This window comes from Streptomyces sp. NBRC 110028 (genome assembly GCF_001417735.1).
In the GTDB taxonomy this organism is placed as follows: domain Bacteria; phylum Actinomycetota; class Actinomycetes; order Streptomycetales; family Streptomycetaceae; genus Streptomyces.
Genome location: NZ_BBUZ01000046.1, coordinates 65,242 through 87,132, shown reverse-complemented (window position 1 = coordinate 87,132; position 21,891 = coordinate 65,242). Strand labels below are relative to the sequence as shown.

The 21,891-nt window shown below is 73.4% G+C and carries 7 protein-coding genes; 1 reads left to right on the top strand and 6 read right to left on the bottom strand.

Annotated features, from left to right (window positions below; translation table 11 throughout):
• On the top strand, window positions 1-291 hold a 291-nt coding region (locus tag ASC60_RS33795), incomplete at its 5' end, for a glycoside hydrolase family 15 protein (protein WP_055557525.1).
• On the opposite strand, the gene ASC60_RS33790 is transcribed toward ASC60_RS33795, so the two are convergent.
• From ASC60_RS33790 to ASC60_RS33765, 6 genes are all read right to left on the bottom strand, one after another.
• Window positions 273-2,099 (bottom strand): thiamine pyrophosphate-requiring protein, encoded by a 1,827-nt coding sequence (locus ASC60_RS33790; protein ID WP_055557524.1) that lies wholly within the window; start codon window positions 2,097-2,099, stop codon window positions 273-275. The genes ASC60_RS33795 and ASC60_RS33790 overlap by 19 nt on opposite strands.
• Window positions 2,100-2,197: 98 nt before the next feature.
• On the bottom strand, window positions 2,198-2,620 hold the full coding sequence (locus ASC60_RS33785) for an SDR family oxidoreductase (protein WP_055557523.1): 423 nt from the start codon (window positions 2,618-2,620) through the stop codon (window positions 2,198-2,200).
• 112 nt (window positions 2,621-2,732) lie between these two features.
• Complete coding sequence (locus ASC60_RS33780; protein WP_055557522.1) at window positions 2,733-3,746, bottom strand: TauD/TfdA family dioxygenase; 1,014 nt, start codon at window positions 3,744-3,746, stop codon at window positions 2,733-2,735.
• 45 nt (window positions 3,747-3,791) lie between these two features.
• Window positions 3,792-4,637: a dimethylargininase gene (ddaH, locus tag ASC60_RS33775; RefSeq protein WP_055557521.1), complete on the bottom strand. Its 846-nt coding sequence runs from the start codon at window positions 4,635-4,637 to the stop codon at window positions 3,792-3,794.
• A gap of 44 nt (window positions 4,638-4,681) precedes the next feature.
• The gene (locus tag ASC60_RS33770) at window positions 4,682-9,280 is read right to left on the bottom strand and encodes a non-ribosomal peptide synthetase (protein WP_055557520.1); all 4,599 of its coding nucleotides are present in this window, start codon (window positions 9,278-9,280) and stop codon (window positions 4,682-4,684) included.
• A gap of 4 nt (window positions 9,281-9,284) precedes the next feature.
• Window positions 9,285-21,770 (bottom strand): non-ribosomal peptide synthetase, encoded by a 12,486-nt coding sequence (locus ASC60_RS33765; protein ID WP_055557519.1) that lies wholly within the window; start codon window positions 21,768-21,770, stop codon window positions 9,285-9,287.
• Between the last annotated feature and the right edge of the window lie 121 nt (window positions 21,771-21,891).

Genomic DNA, 21,891 nt, shown 5'->3' with positions numbered 1-21,891 from the left:
CGTTTCCGCCACGACGACCAGCCCCTGGAGGAGGCCGAGGGAGCCTTCCTGCTGTGCGGTTTCATGATGGCGCTCGCCGCCCACCGCCAGCGCGATCCCGTCAGCGCCTTCCGCTGGTTCGAACGCACCCGGGCCGCCTGCGGCCCGCCGGGGCTGTTCGCCGAGGAGTACGACGTCCGCCGGCGCCAGCTCCGCGGCAACCTGCCCCAGGCGTTCGTCCACGCCCAACTGCTGGAGGCGGCGGTGCGGCTCGGCGCCGACGAGGATCCCGGTCAGTCCTTCCGTTCCTGACGGTGGCTCTTGCCCGGCAGGAACTCCTGGATCTTGGCCTTGACGCCCTGGCGGACCATGTCCGCGCGGTCGCTGTCGCCCTTGGCGATGGCCGAGGCCGCGGCCTCGATCTGGTCGAGACTGGCGTGCGGGGGAATCGGGGGCACGGCGGGATCGGTGCGGAAGTCGATGACGAAGGGGCGGTCGGCGCCCAGCGCCTTGTGCCAGGCGGATTCCACCCCGTCCGGAGTCTCCACCTGCACCCCGTCCAGACCGATGGAGCGGGCGAAGTCCGCGTACGGCACGTCGGGCAGCGCTTGGGAGGGCAGGAACTGCGGGGCGCCGGACATCGCGCGCATCTCCCAGGTGACCTGGTTGAGGTCCTGGTTGTTGAGCACGGCGACGATCAGCCGGGGGTCCTGCCACTCGGGCCAGTACTTGGCCGCGGTGATCAGCTCGGCCATGCCGTTCATCTGCATGGCGCCGTCGCCCACGATGGCCAGCGTCGGCCGGTCGGGGTGCGCGAACTTGGCGCCGATGACGTACGGGACGCCGGGGCCCATGGTGGCGAGCGTGCCGGACAGCGAGCCGCGCATCTCCCCACGGATGCGCAGGTGGCGTGCGTACCAGTTGGCGGCCGAGCCGGAGTCGGCGGCCAGGATCACATCGTGGGGGAGCAGGGCGTCGAGCGCGTGGACGACGTATTCGGGGTTGATGGGGTCGGCGTCCACGGCGGCGCGCCGTTCCATGACCTTCCACCAGCGGGCGGTGTTCTTCTCGATCTTCTTGCGCCACGAGCCGTGCTTCTTGCGCTTCAGCTTCGGAAGCAGGGCCTTGACCGTCTCCCGGGAGTCCCCGACGAGGTTGACCTCGAAGGGGTACCGCAGGCCGACCATGAAGGGGTCGATGTCGATCTGCACGGCACGGGCCTGGTCGAGGTCCGGCATGAACTGGGTGTAGGGGAAGCTGGAGCCGATGACGAGCAGGGTGTCGCACTCCCGCATCAGTTCATAGGAGGGCCGGGTGCCCAGCAGCCCGATGGCACCGGTGACGTACGGCAGGTCGTCGGGGAGGGCGTCCTTGCCCAGGAGGGCCTTGGCCACCCCGGCGCCGAGCACATCGGCGAGTTCCTCGACTTCGGCGCGGGCTCCTCGGGCGCCCTGGCCGATGAGGATCGCCACCTTCTCCCCGGCGTTGAGCACGTCGGCGGCGCGGTCCAGGTCGGCGGCGGCCGGGATGGGCGCGTAGGAGGCCATGCCCAGGCTGGAGGGCACCATCTTGAACGCGTGGGTCGGCGGGGAGTAGTCGAGCTCCTGCACATCGGCCGGGATGACGACGGCGGTCACCGTGCGCTTGGCGCGGGCCGTGCGCATGGCGCGGTCCAGGACGTTGGGGAGCTGCTCGGGGACGGTGACCATCTCGCAGAATTCGGCGGCCACGTCCTTGTAGAGATTCAGCAGGTCGACTTCCTGCTGGTAGGAGCCGCCCATGGCGCTGCGGTTGGTCTGGCCGACGATCGCCACCACCGGCACGTGGTCGAGCTTGGCGTCGTACAGGCCGTTCAGCAGGTGGATGGCGCCGGGGCCCGACGTCGCCGCGCACACCCCCACGCGTCCGGAGAACTTGGCGTAGCCGACGGCCTCGAAGGCGGCCATTTCCTCGTGCCGGGCCTGGACGAACCGGGGCTTGTTGCCGGCCCGCTCCCAGGCGGCGAGCAGGCCGTTGATGCCGTCGCCCGCGTAGGCGAAGACGTGTTCGACGTCCCACTCACGCAGGCGCTGGAGGATGTAGTCGGACACTTTGAGTGACACAAGTCTTCCTCTCGTCATGGCGTGCGGGGGAGCGCGGGGCCCGTACCAAGATCTACACACTGCGCATCGTCCCGGCATCCCGCACCACGCCGGGACGCCCGTTTGGCGCAAGACACCTAGGGCAGCGGCGTGCCCCCGGTGGCATTGACGATCTCCGCCGTGATGTAGCCGGCCTGCTGCGATGCCAGGAACACATACGCGGGGGCCATCTCGGCGGGCTGGGCCGGGCGGTTCAGGGGCCTCTGCGCGCCGAACTCGGAGGTGTCGGGCAGCGTGGCGGGGATCAGCGGGGTCCACATGGGGCCCGGGGCGACGGCGTTGACCCGGGCCCCGCGCTCGGCGAGGTTGCCGGCCAGTCCCTGGCCCCCGGTGATCACCGTGCGCCGGTTCTCCAGCAGCCCGTGGCCCTCGTAGCTGTCCTCGCCGTGGTCGGGCCTGGGCTCCATGGGTTCGGTCTCACCGGGGTGCGCCTGGTCCTGCTGGGGGAACTCCGGCTGTGGTTGCCGCTCCACCGGATGACGCTGTTCGTGCTGGTTCACGGGGCACCTCCCGGCCGCTGGGGTCGGACGGAATCGTCCGACCCCAGGTGCCCTACGGGATGCCGGGGCAAACGCCACCACGGGCCCCTGTCCGGCGGCCGCCGGGAACGGCTCAGAGGTCTTCGTTCACATACAGGTCGGACATGGCCACGAGGATGCGGCGGTCGCCGCTGAACGGCTCGCGGGCGTGGGTGGCCAGGAAGTTGTCGACCACGAGGACGTCCCCGCGCTGCCACGGCAGCGACACCGCGGCCTCCTGGTAGAGGTTGCCGATCAGCTCCACCGCTTCGTCCTCGATGGGGCTGCCGTCCCCGTAGAACGCGTTGCGGGGCACGCCCTCCGGGCCGTATTCGTCCAGCAGATAGTCCGCCACCTCGTCGGGGAGGGTGGAGATGTGCCACAGGTGGGCGTGGTTGAACCACACGGTCTCGCCCGTGTGCGGATGCCGGGCCACGGCCTGGCGCACCGAGCGGGTGCGCAGCCCGTCCTCGCCGACCCAGGTGAACTCGGTGTGCGAGGCACGGCAGTACGCCTCCACCTCCGCCCGGTCCGTGGTCTGGAAGACGTCCTGCCAGGGGATGTCGAGTCCGGGGTTGTAGTTGCGCACGTAAGCGACGCCGTGGCGCCGGAAGCGCTCGCGGATCCCGGCGGGGATCCTCGGGAAGACCGCGCGCTCGCTGGCCACCGGGGTGGCGCCGCCGTGCGCGGAGGGGCGGTCTCCGTAGAAGTACAGCGTGCTGGGCCAGTTGTGGGAGTAGGACATCTCGTGGTGAAAGCTGATCCACCGGTCGGCGGCCAGCTCGGTGGAGGTGAAGACCTTGTCGACGATCTCGGTGCGCGGCGCGGCCCGTTCCAGGTAGTCCAGCAGATGGGGCGAGTACGCGCGGGCCGCGCTCCCGAACGCCTCGGGGCCGTCGACCGCGAAACCGCGGAAGAGCAGGGCGCCGTGGCGCCGGAGCGCGTCGGTGAGGGCCGCGTGATGGGCGCCGATCCATTGGTCCAGGCGCAGCCCCGGGTCGGTGGACTCGATGCGCAACAGGAAGGGCTCGGGGCTCACGGGGGCCGTTACCACCCGGTCGTCGGCGAGGGCCGTCACCGCGTCGGGTGCGGCGTTGAGCTGGGTCATGAAGGGTCTCCGGTCGGGCGGTAGGTGAAGGAGAGGAGAGGAGGGTCAGGCGGTGGGCTCGCGCACTTCGAGGGTGCAGCACTTGACGCTGCCGCCCCCCTTGAGGAGTTCGCTCAAGTCCATGCCGATCGGCTCGAAGCCGCGCTCGCGCAATTGCCGCGCCAAGCCGGTGGCCGCCTCGGGCAGCACCACGTGGCGCCCGTCGCCGACCGCGTTGAGCCCGAACACCGCCGCGTCCTCCGGTGAGGCGAGCACCGCGCCGGGGAACAGTCGCTCCAGCACGGCGCGGCTACCGGGCGAGAAGGCCTCCGGGTTGTACATCACCTCGTCGTCGGAGAGCACCGCCAGGGCGGTGTCCAGGTGGTAGTAGCGCTCGTCGATCAGCTCCAGGCTGACGACGGGGCGGCCGAAGAACTCCTCGGCCTCGGCGTGCGACTGGGGCGTGCTGCGGAAGCCGGTCCCGGCCAGCACCCGGCTCCCCGTGACCAGGAAGTCGCCTTCGCCCTCGTTGACGTGTGCGGGGTCGAGCAGTTCCGCGAAGCCGTTGTCCCGGAACCACGCGAGGTAGGCCGGTCCCTCGGCGGCCCGTTCGGTGTTGCGGAAGCGGGCGCCCAGGACCTTGCCGTCGATCACCGTGGCGCCGTTGGCCGCGTAGACCATGTCGGGGTGGCCCGGGAGCGGGTCGATCAGCTCCACCCGGTGGCCCAGCTCCAGATAGAGCGTCCGCAGCTTCTCCCACTGGGTGATGGCCAGGTCGGTGTCCACGGGCTTGGCCGGGTCCATCCACGGGTTGATGCGATAGGTGACGTCGAAGTGCGTGGGCCGGCACATCAGATAGCGGCGCCGACGGGCCTCACGGGCGGGGGCGGCGGACTGGGCTCGGTGCGTCATGTCTCTCCTGAAACGGTGTCGAAGGCGGGGCGGAAGGGCGGCGTTCAGGTGGCCTCGCGCACCAGCTCACGCAAGCCGTCCAGCATCCCGGCCAGCAGTGCGGTGATGGATTCCCCGGAGTACTGGCCGGGGGAGTAGGCGCAGCCGAACTCCAGTCGCCCGTTCTCCACGGAGCCCACGACGTCCAGCGGGTACACCCGTCGCTCCGCGGGCTCGTGTTCCCGTCCGCCGTGCGGCAGGTAGCCCGTCACCAGCTCGTTCCCGGTGAAGCCGGAACCCCACTGCCCCAGGTAGTTGAAGCCGGCCAGCGGCCGCACCGGCTCCATCGGCGCGCCGCCGGGCCGGTCGGCGCCGAGATGGCGCAGCGCGCCGTAGCCGATGCCGTTGCGGGGCACGGCGCGCAGCTGCCGCTTGACCGTGCGGACCGCCGCGGGCATCGGCGCGTCGGCCGGGACGGCCAGCGCCACCGGGTGGGCGGCGGTGAACCACCCGACCGTACGGGACAGGTCGACGCCCTCGAAGAGGTCCTCCCGGCCGTGGCCCTCCAGGTCGATCAGGGTGCGCTCCTGGCCGGTCCACGCGGTCAGCGCGCGGCCGAGCGCGGCCAGCAGCACCTCGTTGATACGGGCGCGGTACACACCCGGGACGCGGCGCAGCAAGGCGTCGGTGTCCTCGGTGCTCAGCTGCCCCCGCACCGTCCGCACGTCCCCCGCCGGGCCCGGCTCGGGGACCGGGGCGGTGTGCGCGGTGGCGGCCCGCCAGTGGTCGGCCTCGCCGTCGAAGCCGCCCGTCGCGGTGAACTCGTTCAGCCGCCGCGCCCACTGGGCGAAGGAGGTGCTGCGCGGGCCGAGGTCGGCCGGCTTCCCGGCCGCCAGCTGCCCGTACGCGATCCGCAGATCGTCGAGCAGGACGCGCCAGGAGACACCGTCCACGACGAGGTGGTGCGCCGTGAGGAACAGCTGCGGCGGACGGCCCTTGCCCGGGTCGATCAGCAGCGCGCGCAGCAGCGGCCCTTCGGTGATGTCCAGGCTCCTCTGGCAGGCCAGCACCGCCTCGTCGACGCGGTCCCGCACCTGCTCGTCCGGGAGGTCGAACAGGTCGAGCCGCGCGAAGTGCCAGCGGCCCTCCGCGGACGCGGTGACCTCCTGCGCCCACCCGCCGTCGTCACGGGTGAAGCGCAGCCGCAGCGCGTCGTGGTGGCCGACGATGGCTTCCAGGGCGGCGCGCAGTGCGGTGGCGTCGGTGTCCGGCGAAAGTACGAGCATGACGGACTGGTTGAAGTGGTGCGGATTGACGGTGTGGGTGCCGAAGAACCAGTGCTGCACCGGGGTCAGCGGCACCGGCCCCGTCTCCTGCCGCTCGTCCTCGCCCGCCCCGGCGCCGTCCAGGGTGCGCACCACCGCCGCGAGCTGGGCCACCGTCTTGTGCTGGAACAGCTCCTTGACGGTCAGGTCCAGTCCAGCGCGCCGGGCGCGGGAGACCACCTGGGTGGACAGGATGGAGTCGCCGCCCAGGTCGAAGAAGCCGTCGTACATGCCGACGCGTTCCACGCCCAGGACCGTGCGGAAGATCTCGGCCAGGGACTTCTCCGTCTCGGTGCGTGGCGCCACATGCTCCTGGCGGGCGGTCACCGGCACCGTGGCGAGGGCGGCCCGGTCCACCTTGCCGTGTGTGGTCAGCGGCAGCCGGTCCAGTACGGCGAAGGCGGACGGGACCATGAACTCGGGCAGCACGGCGGCCAGTTCGTCGCGCAGGCGGCCGGGCTCGGCCTCGGTGCCCGCGGCGGGCACCACATAGCCGACCAGCTGCTTGCGCCGCCCGTGGTCCAGCGCCAGGACACACGCCTGGTCCACACCGGGCACCCGCGCCAGCGCGGTCTCGATCTCGCCCAGCTCGATCCTGAATCCCCGGATCTTGACCTGGTCGTCGGTGCGCCCCCGGAAGTCGATGTCCCCGCCGGGGAGCCAGGCGCCCACGTCGCCGGTGCGGTACAGCCTGGCTGCGGGATCGTCGGTGAAGGGGTGGCGTACGAAGCGCTGATCGGTCAGGTCGGGGCGGCCGAGGTAGCCCTGGGCCACGCCGCGTCCGCCGATGTACAGCTCACCGGTCACGCCCACGGGCGCCGGCCGCAGCGCCTCGTCCAGGACGTACACCTCCACGCCCGCGATCGGCTTGCCGATGGGCAGCCGGACCGCGTCCGCGGGGATCTCGCCCTCGAAGAAGGTGGCGCCGATGGTCGCCTCGGTGGGCCCGTAGCCGTTGACGAAGCGGTGCCGGGCCGACCAGGCGCGGGCCAGTTCGACCGGGCAGCGGTCGCCGACCGCCAGCACGGTCGAGCCGGCGGCGAGGCCGGCCGGTTCCAGCGCCGCGAGGGCCGCCGGCGGCAGGCTCATCAGCACCGGGCCGCCCTTGGCCAGGCCCGCGACCAGCTCCGGGCCGATGGCGTCGGCGCCGCTCTCGGGCAGGCACAGGGTGGCGCCGGAGGTGAGGGCGACGAAGGTCTCCCATACGGCGCCGTCGAAGCTGAGCGAGGACAGCTGGAGGACCCGGCTGCCCACGCCGAGCCGGAACCGGCGGGCGCACGCGGTGACCATGTTGACCAGTCCGCGATGGCCGAGCAGCACGCCCTTGGGGACGCCGGTGGACCCGGAGGTGTAGATGACGTACGCCAGCGCCTCCGGCGTCACCCGCGGCGCACCGGTGGCATCCCCGGCCCCGCTGCCGGGCCACGGCTCGTCCACGGCGACCGTACGGCTCGCCGTATCCGCGAACTCCCCGAGCAGGGAGCGCTGGGTCAGCACCACCGGCGCCTCGGTCTCGGTGAGCATCAGCGCACGCCGGGCGGGCGGGGAGGTCACGTTCAGCGGGAGGAACGCGGCGCCCGCCTTGAGCGCGGCGAGAGTGGCCACCACCAGGTCCGGGCCGCGGTCGAGACAGACGCCCACCACGGAACCGGGGGTGACCCCCAGACCCGTCAGCCTTCGCGCCAACTCGTCCGCACGCGCGTCGAGTTCGCCGTACGTCAGCTCCCGGCCGCCGCACTCCACGGCGACCGCGCCGGGGTGCTCGGCCGCGCGCCGGGCGACCAGTTCGTGCACGCACACCTCGTCCACATCGGGCGCGGGGGTGCGCGACCACTCGGTGGTCAGCCGCCGGTGCTCGTCATCGGTCAGCAGCGCCAGCTCCGCGACGGGCCGGTCGGGAGCGGCCGCGATCGAGCCGAGCAGCGTCACGAGGTGTCCGCACAGCCGCCGTACCGTGGCGGCCTCGAACAGGTCGCCGCTGTACTCCACGTCCACGCCCAGCGATCCGTCGGCCCGCTCCTCGAAGCCGAGGACGAGGTCGAAACCCGTGCTGGCCTGGGGGAGCCGGTGCTGTTCGACGTTCAGCCCGCTCAGCTCCAGCCGCGCCTCCGGGGCGTTCTGCAGGACGACCAGGACCTGCGCCAAGGGCATCCGCCCGGCGTCCCGCTGGGGCTGTACCGCGTCCACGACCTGCTCGAAGGGCACGTCCTCGTGCTCGAAGGCGTCGAGCACGGACTCGCTGCCCCGCCTCAGCAGCTCGGCGAACGACAGGCCGGGCTCGACCTGGGCGCGCAGCACCAGGGTGTTCAGGAAGAAGCCGACCACCTCCTCCAGGCCGGGGTGCTTGCGTCCGGCCACCGGCGTGGCGACGGCGATGTCGGACTGCCCGGTCCAGCGGGCCAGCAGCGCCTGGACCGCCGTGGTCAGCGTCATGAACAGAGTGGCCCCGCACCGCTGTGACACCGCGCGCAGCTCGTCCGCCACACCGGCCGCCACGTCGAAGGACTCCACGTCGCCCGCCGAGGTGCGCACCGGCGGCCGGGGGCGGTCGGTCGGCAGCTCCAGCGGCGTCAGGCCGGCCAGCCGCTCCTTCCAGTACTCCAGCGACCGGGCCAGCGCGTCCCGCGACAGCCGCGCGCGCTGCCACACCGCGAAGTCGGCGTACTGCAGCGGCACCGGCGCCAGGGCGGCCTCGCGGCCCTCCCGCTCCGCCCGGTACAGCTCACCGAACTCGCGGGTGAAGACGCTCATCGACCAGCCGTCGTGGTTGATGTGGTGCAGCGTCAGGACGAGGATGTGCTCGCGCTCCGCCAGGCGCACCAGCAGCACCCGCAGCAGCGGTCCGGTGCGCAGGTCGAACGGCCGGGCCACGTCCCGCGCCACCACCCGGTCCAGCTCCGCGGACCGCTCGGGGCCGGCGAGGCCGCTCAGGTCGACGCGTTCGAAGGGGACGTCGAACGTGTCGTGCGGGATCTGCACCGGCGTTCCGCCGACCGTGTCGAAAGTGGTGCGCAGGGCCTCGTGCCGCCGCACCACGCCGGTGACGGCGCGCCGCAGGGCCCCGGCGTCCGGCTCACCGGTCAGCCGCAGTCCGAAGCAGGAGTTGTAGCCGACCGCGTCGGGCTCCAACTCGTGCAGGAACCACAGGCGTTGCTGGGAGAAGGACATCGGCAGCGGACCGGTGCGGGGCACGGTGGCGATGGCCGGTTCGGTGGCCGCGTCGTCCTCGGCGGGGCCGCCGTCCTCGCCCGGAGCGGACGCTCCGGCCATGCGGCGCAGCAGTTGCTCGCGCAGGTGCGCCGGCAGCGCGGCGATCCTGTCCTCGAGTGATGGGGACATGTCCTCACGCCTTCCGTTCCGCGCCGGCGGCGCCGTCCGCCGCGGTCTCCTCGGCCGCGGCCCGCTCCAGCTCCCGTACCAGCGCCTCTTCGATCAGCTCGGCGAAGCCGGAGAGGGTGGGCGTGCCGAGCAGTTCCCGGAACGAGGGCCGGACGCCGAAGGCGCGCTTGATCTGGGAGAGGGTCTTGAGGCTGAGGATCGAGTGCCCGCCGAGGTTGAAGAAGTTGTCGTGGGCGCCGACCCGCTCCACCTCCAGCACATCGGCCCAGATCTTCGCGAGCGCCTTCTCGGTGTCGGTCCGCGGCTCGACGAACCCGCCGTCGGCGGCCCGAGGGGCCCCCTCCACGGGCAGGGCCTCGCGGTCCACCTTGCCGTTGGGGTTCAGGGGGAACTCCGCCAGCGGCACCAGCGCGGGCGGCACCATGTAGTCCGGCAGCCGGTTCGCGAGGTAGCCGGTCAGCGCGGTGGCGTCGAAGGAGTCCGGCTCGGCCACCCGGACGTACCCGACCAGCCGCCGGGCCTCCGCTTCGCCGCGCACCAGGACCACCGCCTCCGCGATGTCCGGGTGGCCGGTCAGCGCGTGCTCGATCTCGCCCGGCTCGATGCGGTAGCCGCGCAGCTTGATCTGGTGGTCCAGGCGGCCCAGGTACTCCAGCGTCCCGTCGGGCAGCCGGCGCACCCGGTCTCCGGTGCGGTAGAGGCGTTCACCGGAGCCGAACGGCGCCGCCACGAAGGAACGCGCGGTCTGCTCGGGCTGGTTGAGGTATTCCCGGGCCAACCCGGCACCGGACAGGCACAGCTCGCCGGGGGCACCGACCGGCAGGACGCGCAGCGCCTCGTCGAGGACGTGGGCCCGGGTGTTCTGCACCGGGCGGCCGATCACCGGGCGGTCGCTGTCGGCCAGCCGCGTCATCACGGTGTCCACCGTGCACTCGGTGGGGCCGTAGAAGTTGAAGCTCATCAGCTCCGGGCGGGCCCGCAGCCGCTCCCACAGCTCCTGGCCCACCGGCTCGCCGCCCAGCGCCAGACCGCGCAGCCGCAGCCCGGGACGCTCCAGCAGCCCGGTGTCGGCCAGCTGCTGGAGGTACGACGGCGTGGTCTGCAGGAACTCGATGCCCTGGCCGGCCACGTGGTCGGCCAGGGCCTGGGCGTCCCGGCGGGTGCGGTCGTCGACGATGTGCAGCTCGTTGCCGTCGACCATCCACAGCACCGGGTTCCACGAGGCGTCGAAGGATGCCGGGGCCAGGTGCGCCACCCGCAGCGGCCGGCCGTCCGCGGTGGCCCGGACCGGGCCGAACACGGTGCGCCGATGGCTGTCGAACAGGTTGGCCAGACCGCGGTGTTCGACCACCACGCCCTTGGGGCGCCCGGTCGAACCGGAGGTGTGGATGATGTACGCCGCCGCGTCGGGGGAGACCGCGATCCCGGGCGCGGCGTTGGGGCGGGCCGCGATCCGCTCCCGCTCCTCGTCCAGGGCGACGACGGCCGGGCCCTGCGGGATCCGTTCGCGCAGACCGCCGTGGGTCACCACCACGGGTGCCGCGGTGTCCTCCAGGAGCAGCGACAGCCGCTCGGCGGGCGCCGCCGCGTCGACGGGGACGTAGATGCCGCCCGCCTTGAGCACCGCCAGCAGCGCCGTGATCATGTCGGTGCCGCGCTCCAGGAGGACCGCCACCGGCGTCTGGGAGCCGACGCCCCGCTCGGCCAGGTGGTGCGCCAGCCGGTTGGCGGCCGTGTCCAGTTCGGCGAAGGTGAGCCGGCCGTCCTCGCCGACCACGGCGACGGCCTCCGGGGTGCGCACCGCCTGCTCGGCGAACAGCTGGTGCACCGGACGGTCGTCGAAGGTGACCCGCGGGCCCTGGTGGGCGGTGAGCACCTCGCGCCGGTGCTCGGTGCTCAGCTCGCCGAGCTGGGCCACCGTGCGCTCCGGGGCCTCGGCGATCTCCTCCAGCAGCGCGCGCAGCTCGGCCATGACGCGCTCGGCCGTCTCCGGCTCGAACAGCACCGGGTCGTAGGCGAGCCGCAGACCCAGCCGCCCGGCCGGGAACACGGCCAGCACCATGGGGAAGTTGGTGAACTCCAGCGCCTGCGGGTCGCGCAGGCTCACCCCGTACTCGGCGCCCATCTCGCCCTCGTACGGATAGTTCTCGACCACGATGTAGCTGTCGTACAGGCTGGTGCCCGCCGGCACCTGCGCCCAGCCGCGGATCTGCGACAGCGACACGAATTCGTAGCTGCGCGCCTCGGTCTGCTCCCGCTGCAGGTCGGCCAGCCAGTCCAGCAGCCGCCGCTCACCGTCGACGCGGGTGCGCACGGGGATGTTGTTGATGAAGATGCCCGCGATCGACTCCACGCCCGGAAGGTCGGCGGGCCGCCCGGACACCGCCGAACCGAAGCACACGTCCGCGTTCCCAGAGTAGCGCGACAGCAGCAGCGCCCAGGCGCCCTGCGCGAGGGTGTTGACCGTGAGCCGGTGGCGCTTGACCAGCTCGCCGAGCCGGTCGGAGACGTCCCTTGGGAGCTGGAAGGACACCCGGGCCCGCGAGCCGGTCCACTCGGTGCCGGGCAGGTCGTGGTCGACGGGCAGCGGGGTCGGCTCGGTGTGGCCCTCCAGCACCCGGCGCCAGTGCTGCTCGGCGGCCTGCGGGTCCTGGCGGTCCAGCCAGGCCACGTAGTCGCGGAACGGCCGCCGGGCCGGCAGCGGGCCCTCCTTGAGGCCGCGCACCCGCAGATAGTGCTCCAGCAGCTCGGCCAGCAGATCGGCGCTGCTCCAGCCGTCGAGCAGGACGTGGTGCGAGGTCCACACGGTGCGGACGCTGCGGTCCGTCTCGGCGATCAGGGTGACCCGGGACAGCGGCGCGACCGTCAGGTCCATGCTCCGTGCCCGCTCCTCGTCCAGCAGCCTTTCGAAGCGCGCGGCGCGCTCGGACTCGCCGAGCCCGGTCCAGTCCAGCACCTCCACCGGCATCCGCACCCCGTGGTGCACCACCTGCAGCGGGTCGTCCACGTTCTCCCACACGACGGCGGTGCGCAGGATCGGTGTGCGGTCGGTCAGCAGCTGCCACGCCTCGGCCAGGGCCGGCAGGTCGTCGACGCCGTCCAGGACGAACGACAGATGCCCCAGGTAGATGCCCTCGCCGTCGCCGGACTCGTCCAGGCTGTGGAACAGCAGCCCGCTCTGCATGGGCGTCAGCGGGTAGAGGTCGTCGATGCGGCCGCCGTGCTCGGTGAGCTGGTCCAGCGTGTGCTGGTCCACCCGCGCCAGCGGGAAGTCCGAGGGCGTGGCGCCGCCGGGCCCGGCCGTCGCGCAGTGCGCGACGATGCCGCGCAGCGCGTCCGCGAGCCGTGTCCCGAACCCCTCGACGGTCGCCGTGTCGTGCACCGCCGAGGAGTGGAACAGGGTGATCTCCAGCCGGCCGCCCCGGACCTGGGCCACGATGTCCAGCAGGTATTCCAGCGACTCCTCGGCCGCCTGCTCCGTGCCGAAGCCCAGCCGGACCCCGCGGACCAGCCCGTCGCCGAACGCCGCGTCATCGGCCTGGCCCAGGTAGTTGAAGCACACCTGGGCGCGCGGAGCCTCGGCGAGGATCTCGGCGGGCGAGCCCGCCGGGCTCAGATGGCGCAGCGCGCCGTAGCCGATGCCACGTCGCGGCACCGTGCGCAGCTGCTCCTTGACCGACTTCAGCCGCTCGCCCCAGTCCTCGCCGAACGGGGTCAGGGACACGGGGAAGCCACTGGTGAACCAGCCGACGGTACGGCTGGTGTCGACGCCGTCGAACAGGTCCTCGCGGCCGTGGCCCTCCAGGTCGAACAGCACGCTCTCCCGGCCGGTCCAGCCGGCCAGCGCGGCGCCCAGCGCCGTGAGCAGGACGTCGTTGACCTGCGTGCGGTACGTGGCGGGGACGTCGTGCAGCAGCGCCCGGGTGTCCTCCTCGCCGAGCACCACCCGTACCTCGTCCGCCGAGGCGACCGTCGCCTCGCCGCGGCGATCGACCGGCAGGTCCGGTTCGGCCCGGCGGCCGGTGGCCACCCAGTGGTCCAGCTCGGCGTCGAAGCCGCCCGCCGCGGTGTGTTCGGACAGCCGCAGCGCCCAGTCGCGGAAGGAGGTGGTCTTCTCACCCAGGTCCACCGTCCGCCCGGTGGCCGCCTGCGCGTACGCGGTCTCCAGATCGGTGAGCAGCAGATGCCAGGACACCGCGTCGACGACGAGGTGGTGGGCCGTCAGGAAGAGCCGGCCGGCGCCGTCGCCCAGGTGGAACAGCAGCGCGGCCACCGGCCGCCCGGCCGTGAGGTCGAACCCGGCCTGGGCGCGCGCCGCGGCCTGCCGCATCGCCTCCTCGGGCGCGTCCTGCCCGGCCAGGTCCACCTCCTCCAGTGGCCAGGTGGCGCCCGCCGGTGTCACCTCCTGCTGCCAGCGTCCGTAACTGGAGGTGTAGCGGGCCCGCAGCTGGTCGTGGTGGTCGAGCAGGGCGTCGAGGGCACGGCGCAGCGCCGCGGTGTCGGGCATCCGGTCCAGCTCCACCAGCACCGACATGTCGTAGTGGTGGGGTGCGGCCGTGTGACGGCCGAAGAAGGTGCGCTGGATCGGCGTCAGCGGCGCCCGGCCCACCACCGGCTCGGCGCGCCCGGTGCCGGCGGCCTGCTCCGCCGTCTCGGCGGCGGTCGTCGCGAACGCCAGCTCGGCGACGGTCTGGTGGGCGAATATGTCCTTGGACGACAACGTAATCCCCTTCTGCCGTGCTCGGGTCACGACTTGGATGCTCAAGATGGAGTCCCCGCCGAGGTCGAAGAAGTTGTCCTCGACCCCCACCCGGTCGACCCGCAGGACATCGGCCCACACCTCGGCGAGGGCCTCCTCCATCCGGTCGCGCGGCGGCACATGGCCGGTGGTGTGCCGGCCCCCGGTGTCCGGGGCGGGCAGGGCGCGGCGGTCGACCTTGCCGTTGGCGTTCAGCGGCAGCCCGGGCAGCTCGACGAACGCCGCGGGCACCATGTACCCCGGCAGCGTGTCCTTGAGGTGGGCGCGCAGCTCCACGGCGGCGAACGGCCGCCCCGGCGCGGGCACGGCGTAGCCGACCAGGCGGGCGGGGGCTCCGTCGTCCTGCCGTGCGGCGACCACCGCGTCGGCCACCGACGGATGCCGCCGCATGGCGGCCTCGACCTCGGCCAGTTCGATCCGGAAGCCCCTGATCTTGACCTGGTCGTCGGCCCGCCCGGCGAACTCGATGTCACCGTCGGCCCGCCGGCGTACCAGGTCGCCCGTCCGGTACAGCCGGGCTCCGGGCGCGGTGGCGAACGGGTCGGGCACGAACCGTTCCCCGGTCAGCTCGGGCCGGTTCAGATAGCCCCGGGCCACGCCGGGGCCGCCGAGGTACAGCTCGCCCACGACGCCCACCGGGACCGGCCGCCGCGCCTCGTCCAGCACATAGGTGCGCGCGCCGGGAATGGCCTGCCCCACGGGCACCCCGGCGCCCTCCGGCAGCCGGTCCGCGCGCACCGGGTACACACACGACTCGACGGTGGCCTCGGTGACCCCGTAGGAGTTGAGGAACACGGTGCCCTCGGACGCCTGCGCCAGGAGCCTGCGGCAGTCGTGTGTCCGCCAGTTGTCGGAGCCGACGGCGAGGACCCGCAGCGGGGGAAGCCCGGTGCCCCGCCGCTCCGCCTCCTCGGCCACCGCGGCCGCCAGCGACGGCACGGTCTCCATGTGGGTCACGCGGGCCCCGCGCATCAGGTCCAGCAGCAGCCCGGGGTCGGTGGTGGCCTCGGAGGGCGCGATGACCAGGGCGCCGCCGTGGCACAGCGCGTGCGCCAGGTCGGAGACGAACACGTCGAACGACATGCTGGCCACGTTGAGCTGCCGGGCCGGCGGCTCCTCCGCCAGCCGGTACACCTGTCCCCAGGACGCGGCGGCGAAGACGACACTGCGGTGCTCGACCATGACGCCCTTGGGCCGTCCGGTGGAGCCGGAGGTGTAGATGACGTAGGCCAGATGACCGGGCGTGACCCCGGACTCCGGGGTCCGCGCGGGCAGCTCGGCGATCCGCGGCCACTCCTCGTCCAGCCGGAGGACCGGCACCCCACCGGGCAGCCGCCCGGCCACCGCGGCCTGGGTGAGGACCAGCTCGGCGGCGCTGTCGGTCAGCAGGTACGCGATCCGCTCGGCCGGGTGTGCCGGGTCCAGCGGGAGATAGGCGCCACCGGCCTTGAGCACCCCCAGCAGGGCCACGACCATGTGCGGCCCGCGCTCCACGCAGATGGCCACCACCGAATCCGGGCCCACGCCGTGCGCGGCCAGTTCCTGCGCCAGCCGGTCGGCCGCCTCGTCCAGTTCGGCGTAGGTCAGCGAGGCCGTGCCGTAGACCACCGCCTCGGCGTCCGGGGTGCGCCGGGCCTGCCGGGTGATCAGCTCGTGCAGACAGGTGTTCTCGTCGAACGGGAGGGGCCGGCCGCTCCATTCGCCGAGCGCCCGCGCCCGCTCGTGCCCGGGGAGCATGGCCAGCTCCGCGAGCGGCCGGTCGAGGCCACCGGCCATGCCGCACAGCAGCGCTTCCAGGTGCCCGGTCATGCGCGCCACCCGGGCCCGGTCGAACAGGGCCGGTTCGTAGGCGAGTTGGATGGCCAGTCGGTCACCGTCGAGGTAGACGGTCAGGTCCAGCGGATAGCTGGTGGTGTCCACCGCGGTGACACCGGTGACCGCCAGCCCGTGCGCGGCCGCCGCCTCCTCGTTGCCCGGATAGTTCTCGAAGACCACGATGCTGTCGAAGAGCCGCACACCGCGCGGGAGTTGTGAGACGGCCTGCACCTGGGGCAGCGGCGCGTACTCGTGGCGCCGGGCCTCGATCTGCTCCTCCTGCAGTCCCCGCAGCCAGGCCAGCAGGTTGTGGTCCTCGGCCACCCGGGTGCGCACCGGCAGGGTGTTGAGGAAGTTGCCGACCATCGCCGCCACCCCCGGCAGGTCGGCCGGGCGTCCGGAGACGGTGGCGCCGAAGCACACGTCCTCCTCGCCGCTGTAGCGGGACAGCAGCAGGGCCCAGGCTCCCTGGACCACGGTGTTGAGGGTGAGCCGGTGGCCGCGGGCGTGCTCGGTGAGCGCGGTGGAGTCCTCCGCCGACAGCTCCACGGTGACCCGCTCGGCGGCCTCCGACTCGTGTCCCGGGGCGGGGCGGCGGTCGTAGGGGAGCGGGGTGGGCGAGTGCAGCCCGGCCAGCGCGCCCCGCCAGTACTCCTCCGCCCGGGCGGCGTCCTGGCGGCCGAGCCACTGGACGTAGTCCCGGAACGGGGGCCGGGCCGGGACGGGCTCGGCCCCCGTCCCGTCGGCGAGGGCGCGGTAGTGGGCGAAGACGTCGGCGAGGATCCCGGAGGTGCTCCAGCCGTCGAGGACGATGTGGTGGAAGGTCCACACCACGCGTACGGTGTCGTCCCGCTCCCGCGCCAGCACCAGCCGGGTCAGCGGCCCGGCGGCCAGGTCCATGCCCGCGCCGCGCTCCCGGGCCACCAGCTCGGTGAGCAGCCGGGCCCGCTCGTCCTCGTCGTGGCCGCGCCAGTCCAGGGTGCTGATGTCCGGCCGGGCGTCGCGCCGTACGACCTGCAGGGGGCGTTCGACGCCTTCCCACACCAGGTGGCTGCGCAGCGCCGGGGTCGCGTCGGCGACCCGCCGCCACGCGGTCTCCAGCGCGTCGGCGTCGCCCGCGCCCTCCAGGAGGAAGGAGACGTGGTCGAGGTAGGCGCCGTGCGGCTCGGTCAGCGCGTGGAAGAGCATGCCGCTCTGCATGGGGGTGAGCGGGTAGATGTCCTCGACCCGGGTGCCGGGCCCGGCCAGCCGGTCGACGGCGGCCTGGTCGAGACCGGCCAGCGGGAAGTCGGACGGGGTGGCGCCGCCGGTGCCCGGCGACAGGCAGTGGTCGATCAGGGCGCGCACCGCGCCGACCAGGCTCTCGGCCAGGGCGCGCACGGTCTTCTCGTCGTGGATGTCACGCGAGTAGTGGAGGGTGAACTCCAGTCGCCCGCAGCGTACTTCGCCGACGATGTCCAGCAGGTGCGGGCGCGCCTCCAGCGGGCTGTGGTCGCGGCCGAAGTCGAACGCGCGGGCCGCGTAGAGCCCGTCGCCGCCGTCGTCCTGCCACTGGCCCAGGTAGTTGAAGCTGACGGCGGGGGAACCCTCGGGCAGCGCGGACCGGTCACCGGCCAGGTACCGCAGGGCGCCGTAGCCGATGCCGCGCCGCGGAACCGCGCGCAGGCTCTCCTTCATCGCTTTGATCAGGTCGCCCGCCGCCGTCCCCGCGGGGACGGTCAGCAGCACGGGGAAGATCGAGGTGAACCAGCCCACGGTCCGCGAGAGATCGACCCCGTCCAGGATCTCCTCGCGGCCGTGTCCCTCCAGGTCGACGACCACCCGCTCGTCGCCGGTCCAGCGGCACAGGGCCTGGCCGAGCGCGGTGAGCAGGATGTCGTTGACCTGGGTGCGGTAGACGGCCGGGACCTTGTGCAGCAGGGCGTCCGTCGCCTCGGCGTCCAGCCCGGCGCTCACGTGGCGCACCGACGCCATGGTGTTCTCGCCGGCCCGGTCGGCGGGCAGCGGCGCGGCCGGGTGGGCGGCCACCTCCCGCCAGTGGTCCAGCTCGGCGTCGAAGCCACCGGCCTCGGTGTGCCCGGCCAGGCGGTGGGCCCAGTCGCGGAAGGACGTGGTCTTGGCGCCCAGTTCCACCGGGCGGCCCGCCGCCGTCTGCCGGCAGGCCCGCTCCAGGTCCTCCAGCAGGATCCGCCACGACACCCCGTCCACGACCAGGTGGTGGACGGTCAGGAACAGCTGGGAGGGGCTGCCGGGGGCTCCGGTGAAGAGCAGGGCGCGCAGCAGCGGGCCGTCGGCGAGGTCGAGCCCGGCCTGGGCCCGTTCGGCCAGCGCGGCCGTGGCGCGCCGCCGCTCCTCGTCGTCGAGGTGGCCCAGATCGACCCGCTCCAGCGGGGTGTCCTCCTCCGTGGGCAGATTGACCTGGCGGACGTCGTCCCCCTGGCCGCTGAAGCGCATCCGCAGCGCGTCGTGGTGCCGCACCACGGCGCGCAGCGCCGCCGCCAGCGCCTGTTCGTCGGTGTCCGGGGCGAGGGTGAGCAGCACGGACTGGTTGAAGTGGTGCGGCGCGCGGGTGTGGTGGGCGAAGAACCAGCGCTGTACGGGGGTGAGCGGTGCCTCGCCGGTGACCGGGCCGGTGTCGGCGGCGGAGGTGACGGGCACCGCCGCCCGCGCCAGTTCCGCCACGGTCTGCCGGGCGAAGACGTCCTTGGAGGTCAGGGCCCAGCCCGCCTGCCGGGCCCTGGCGACGACCTGGATGCTGAGGATGGAGTCCCCGCCGAGGTCGAAGAAGTTGTCGCGGGTGCCCACGCGCTCGATGCCGAGCACATCGGACCACACCTTCGCCAGGGCCTCTTCGGCCTCGCCGCGCGGAGCGGCGTGGTCGGTGTCCGGGGTGTGCCGCGCGGCGGGGGCGGGCAGGGCGCGCCGGTCCAGCTTGCCGCTGGCGGTGAGGGGGAACTCGGCGAGCGCCACGAAGGCGGACGGGACCAGATAGCCGGGCAGCCGGGCCTCGGTGAAGGCGCGCAGCTCGGCGGGTTCGGGAGGCGTCTGCCCGCGGTGGCGTACGTAGCCCACGAGTTGCTTGCGGTCGCCGTCCCGGCGCGCCACCACCGCGGCGGCGGCCACTTCGGGGTGCTGTTCGAGTACGGACTCGATCTCGCCCGGTTCGATGCGGTAGCCGCGCATCTTGACCTGGTTGTCGGTGCGGCCCAGGAACTCCAGGGTGCCGTCGTCCCGCCACCGCACCAGATCGCCGGTGCGGTACAGCCGGGCGCCCGGGGCGTCGGTGAACGGGTCGGCGACGAAGCGTTCCTCGGTCAGCTCGGGCCGGCCCAGATAGCCGCGGGCCACGCCGGGGCCGCCGATGTACAGCTCGCCGGGGACGCCCGTGGGGACCGGCCCCCGGCGCTCGTCGAGGACGTACACCGAGGTGTTGACGATGGGGCGGCCGATGGGGACCGGGGTGGTCCCATCGGCCTCGCGGACGTGGTGCCAGGTGGCGAAGGTGGTGGTCTCGGTGGGGCCGTAGCCGTTGACCAGGCGCCCCGGCGGCGCGGCCGCCAGGACCTGCGCGGCCCGGCGCGGGTTCACCGCGTCCCCGCCGAACAGCAGGTTGCGCAGGCTGCCGAACGCGGTCGGGTCGACGGCCGCGACCTGGTCGAACACCCCGGCGGTCAGCCACATGGTGGTGATGCCCAGCCGTTCGACGGCCTCCCGCAGCGCCCGCGCGTCGAGCAGCGTCTCCCGTCCCATCGGCACCACGCGCGCCCCGGCCGCCAGAGCGCCCCAGATCTCGAAGGTGGCGGCGTCGAAGGTGACGTCCGCGGCCTGGGCCACCACGTCGTCCTCGCGCAGTGGCGCGTAGTCGACCTCGGTGACCAGGCGGACGATCGAGCGGTGCTCGACGACGACGCCCTTCGGTGTGCCGGTGGAGCCGGAGGTGTACAGCACGTACGCGGCGTCGCCCGGCCCGACGGCCACCTGGGGGGCCTGCGGTGGGCAGGCGGCGACGGCGTCGGCGTCCTCGTCCAGCAGGATCGTACGGGCCCGGCCGGAGGGCAGCCGGGCGCTGTGCTCCCGGTCGGTCAGGCACAGCCGCGCCCCGGTGTCGTCCAGGATGTACGCCAGCCGCTCGGCCGGATGGTCCTGGTCCAGCGGCACGTAGGCGCATCCCGCCTTGAGCACGGCGAGCAGGGCCAGGTAGAAGTCGGCGCCGCGCGGCAGGCAGACCGCGACGTAGCCGCCGGGCTCGGCGCCCCGGGCGATGAGGTGGTGGGCGAGCCGGTTGGCGCGCTCGTCCAGCTCGCGGTAGGTGAGCCGGTCCGTTCCGCCGTCGACCGCGATGGCGTCCGGTCCGCGCTCGGCCCGGTCGGCGACCAGTCCGTGCACGGTGGCGTCGGCCGGGTAGGGGACGCGGTTGTGGCCCCACTCGCGGGTGAGGGTGTGCAGTTCGGCCTCGGTCAGCAGCGGCAGGCCGCCGACCGGGCGGTGCGGGTCGGCCACGATGCCCTCGAGCAGCACGCCCAGGTGGCCGGTGAGGCGGGCCATGGTGGCGGCGTCGAACAGGTCGGTGTTGTACTCGACGGTGCCGGTCAGCTCCCCCGACGCCGTCTCGGTGAACTCCAGCGTCAGGTCGAAGATCGAGGACACCGACGGCGGGCGGAACTCGGTGACCTCCAGGCCCGGCAGACCGATCTCGCCGCCGGGGGTGTTCTGCAGGACCACCGCGGCCTGCACCAGCGGGGTGCGGCCGGGGTCCCGCTCGATGTGCAGCGCGTCCACCAGCCGGTCGAAGGGGATGTCCTGGTGGGCCAGGGCGTCCCACACGGTGTCGGTGACCCGCCCGAGGAAGTCGGTGAACGGCAGGTCGGTGTCCACCTCCGAGCGCACCACGAGGGTGTTGACGAAGAAGCCGACCAGCGGCTCCAGTTCGCTGCGGTCCCGGCCGACGGTCACGGTGCCCACCGCCACGTCCCGCTGGCGGGAGTAGCGCGCCAGCAGCACCTGGGAGGCGGCCACGAGCACCGAGAACAGCGTGCCGCCGTGCCGCTGCCCCAGCTCGGTCAGGCGCCGGGTGACCTCGGCGGGGACGCTGAAGGGCGCCAGGGCCCCGTTGGTGGTGCGGACGGCGGGCCGGGGCCGGTCGGTGGGCAGCTCCAGCGGCTCCACCCCGGTCAGCGTGTGCTTCCAGAAGTCCAGTTGGGACTGCCATCGGTCGTCGGTGAGGTGTTCGCGCTGCCAGGCGGCGTAGTCGCGGTAGCGCACCGGCAGCGGCGGCAGCCGGTGCTCGCGGCCCTCCAGCGCGGCCGCGTACAGCTCGCCCAGCTCGTGGGCGATCACGCCCTTGGACCAGCCGTCGGCCGCGATGTGGTGCATGGTGAGCAGCAGCGTGTGCCGGGCGGCGCCCAGACGCAGCAGCACCGCCCGCAGCAGCGGTCCCTCGGCGAGGTCGAAGGGGCGGCTCAGCTCGGCCCGCAGCAGTTCGTCCACCCGCGCCTGCCGGGCCTCCTCGGGCAGGCCGCCGAGGTCCGTGGTGTCCGGGTCCACCGGGGTGGCCGGGCGCACGACCTGGTGCGCCCGGCCCTCGGCGGTGGCGAAGGTGGTGCGCAGCGGTTCGTGGCGGGCGACGAGCCGGCCGAGCGCGTCGGCGAGCGCGCCGGTGTTCAGCTCGCCGGTCAGCCGCAGCCCGACGGAAGAGGTGTACTCGATGCCCCCGGACTCGTACTGGTCGAGGAACCACAGCCGCTCCTGGCCGAAGGACAGGGGAGCGGGCACGCCGTCGTCGACCGGCTGGATGGCGGCTTCCGTTCCGCCCGCGGCCCGGTCGTTCAGCCGCTGTTCGAGCAGCGCGTCGAGGGCGGTGTCGTCCAAGTCGTCGAAGTTGTTCGGCCCGGGTGCGCCGGAGATCTGGTCGTTCATGTCATTCCCCTCGTGCGCTGGTGCGCGTGGTGGCGCCCGGCTCCGGGCGGCGCAGCTGTGTGCGGGCATGGGCGCGGACCACGCCGGCCAGTTCGGAGACGGTGCGCGCGGTGAAGACCGC

Coding starts and splice junctions, on each gene's coding strand:
- ASC60_RS33790 (WP_055557524.1), bottom strand. CDS start 2,099: ATGACGAGAGGAAGACTTGTGTCACTCAAAGTGTCCGACTACATCCTC.
- ASC60_RS33780 (WP_055557522.1), bottom strand. CDS start 3,746: ATGACCCAGCTCAACGCCGCACCCGACGCGGTGACGGCCCTCGCCGAC.
- ddaH (WP_055557521.1), bottom strand. CDS start 4,637: ATGACGCACCGAGCCCAGTCCGCCGCCCCCGCCCGTGAGGCCCGTCGG.
- ASC60_RS33770 (WP_055557520.1), bottom strand. CDS start 9,280: ATGTCCCCATCACTCGAGGACAGGATCGCCGCGCTGCCGGCGCACCTG.
- ASC60_RS33765 (WP_055557519.1), bottom strand. CDS start 21,770: ATGAACGACCAGATCTCCGGCGCACCCGGGCCGAACAACTTCGACGAC.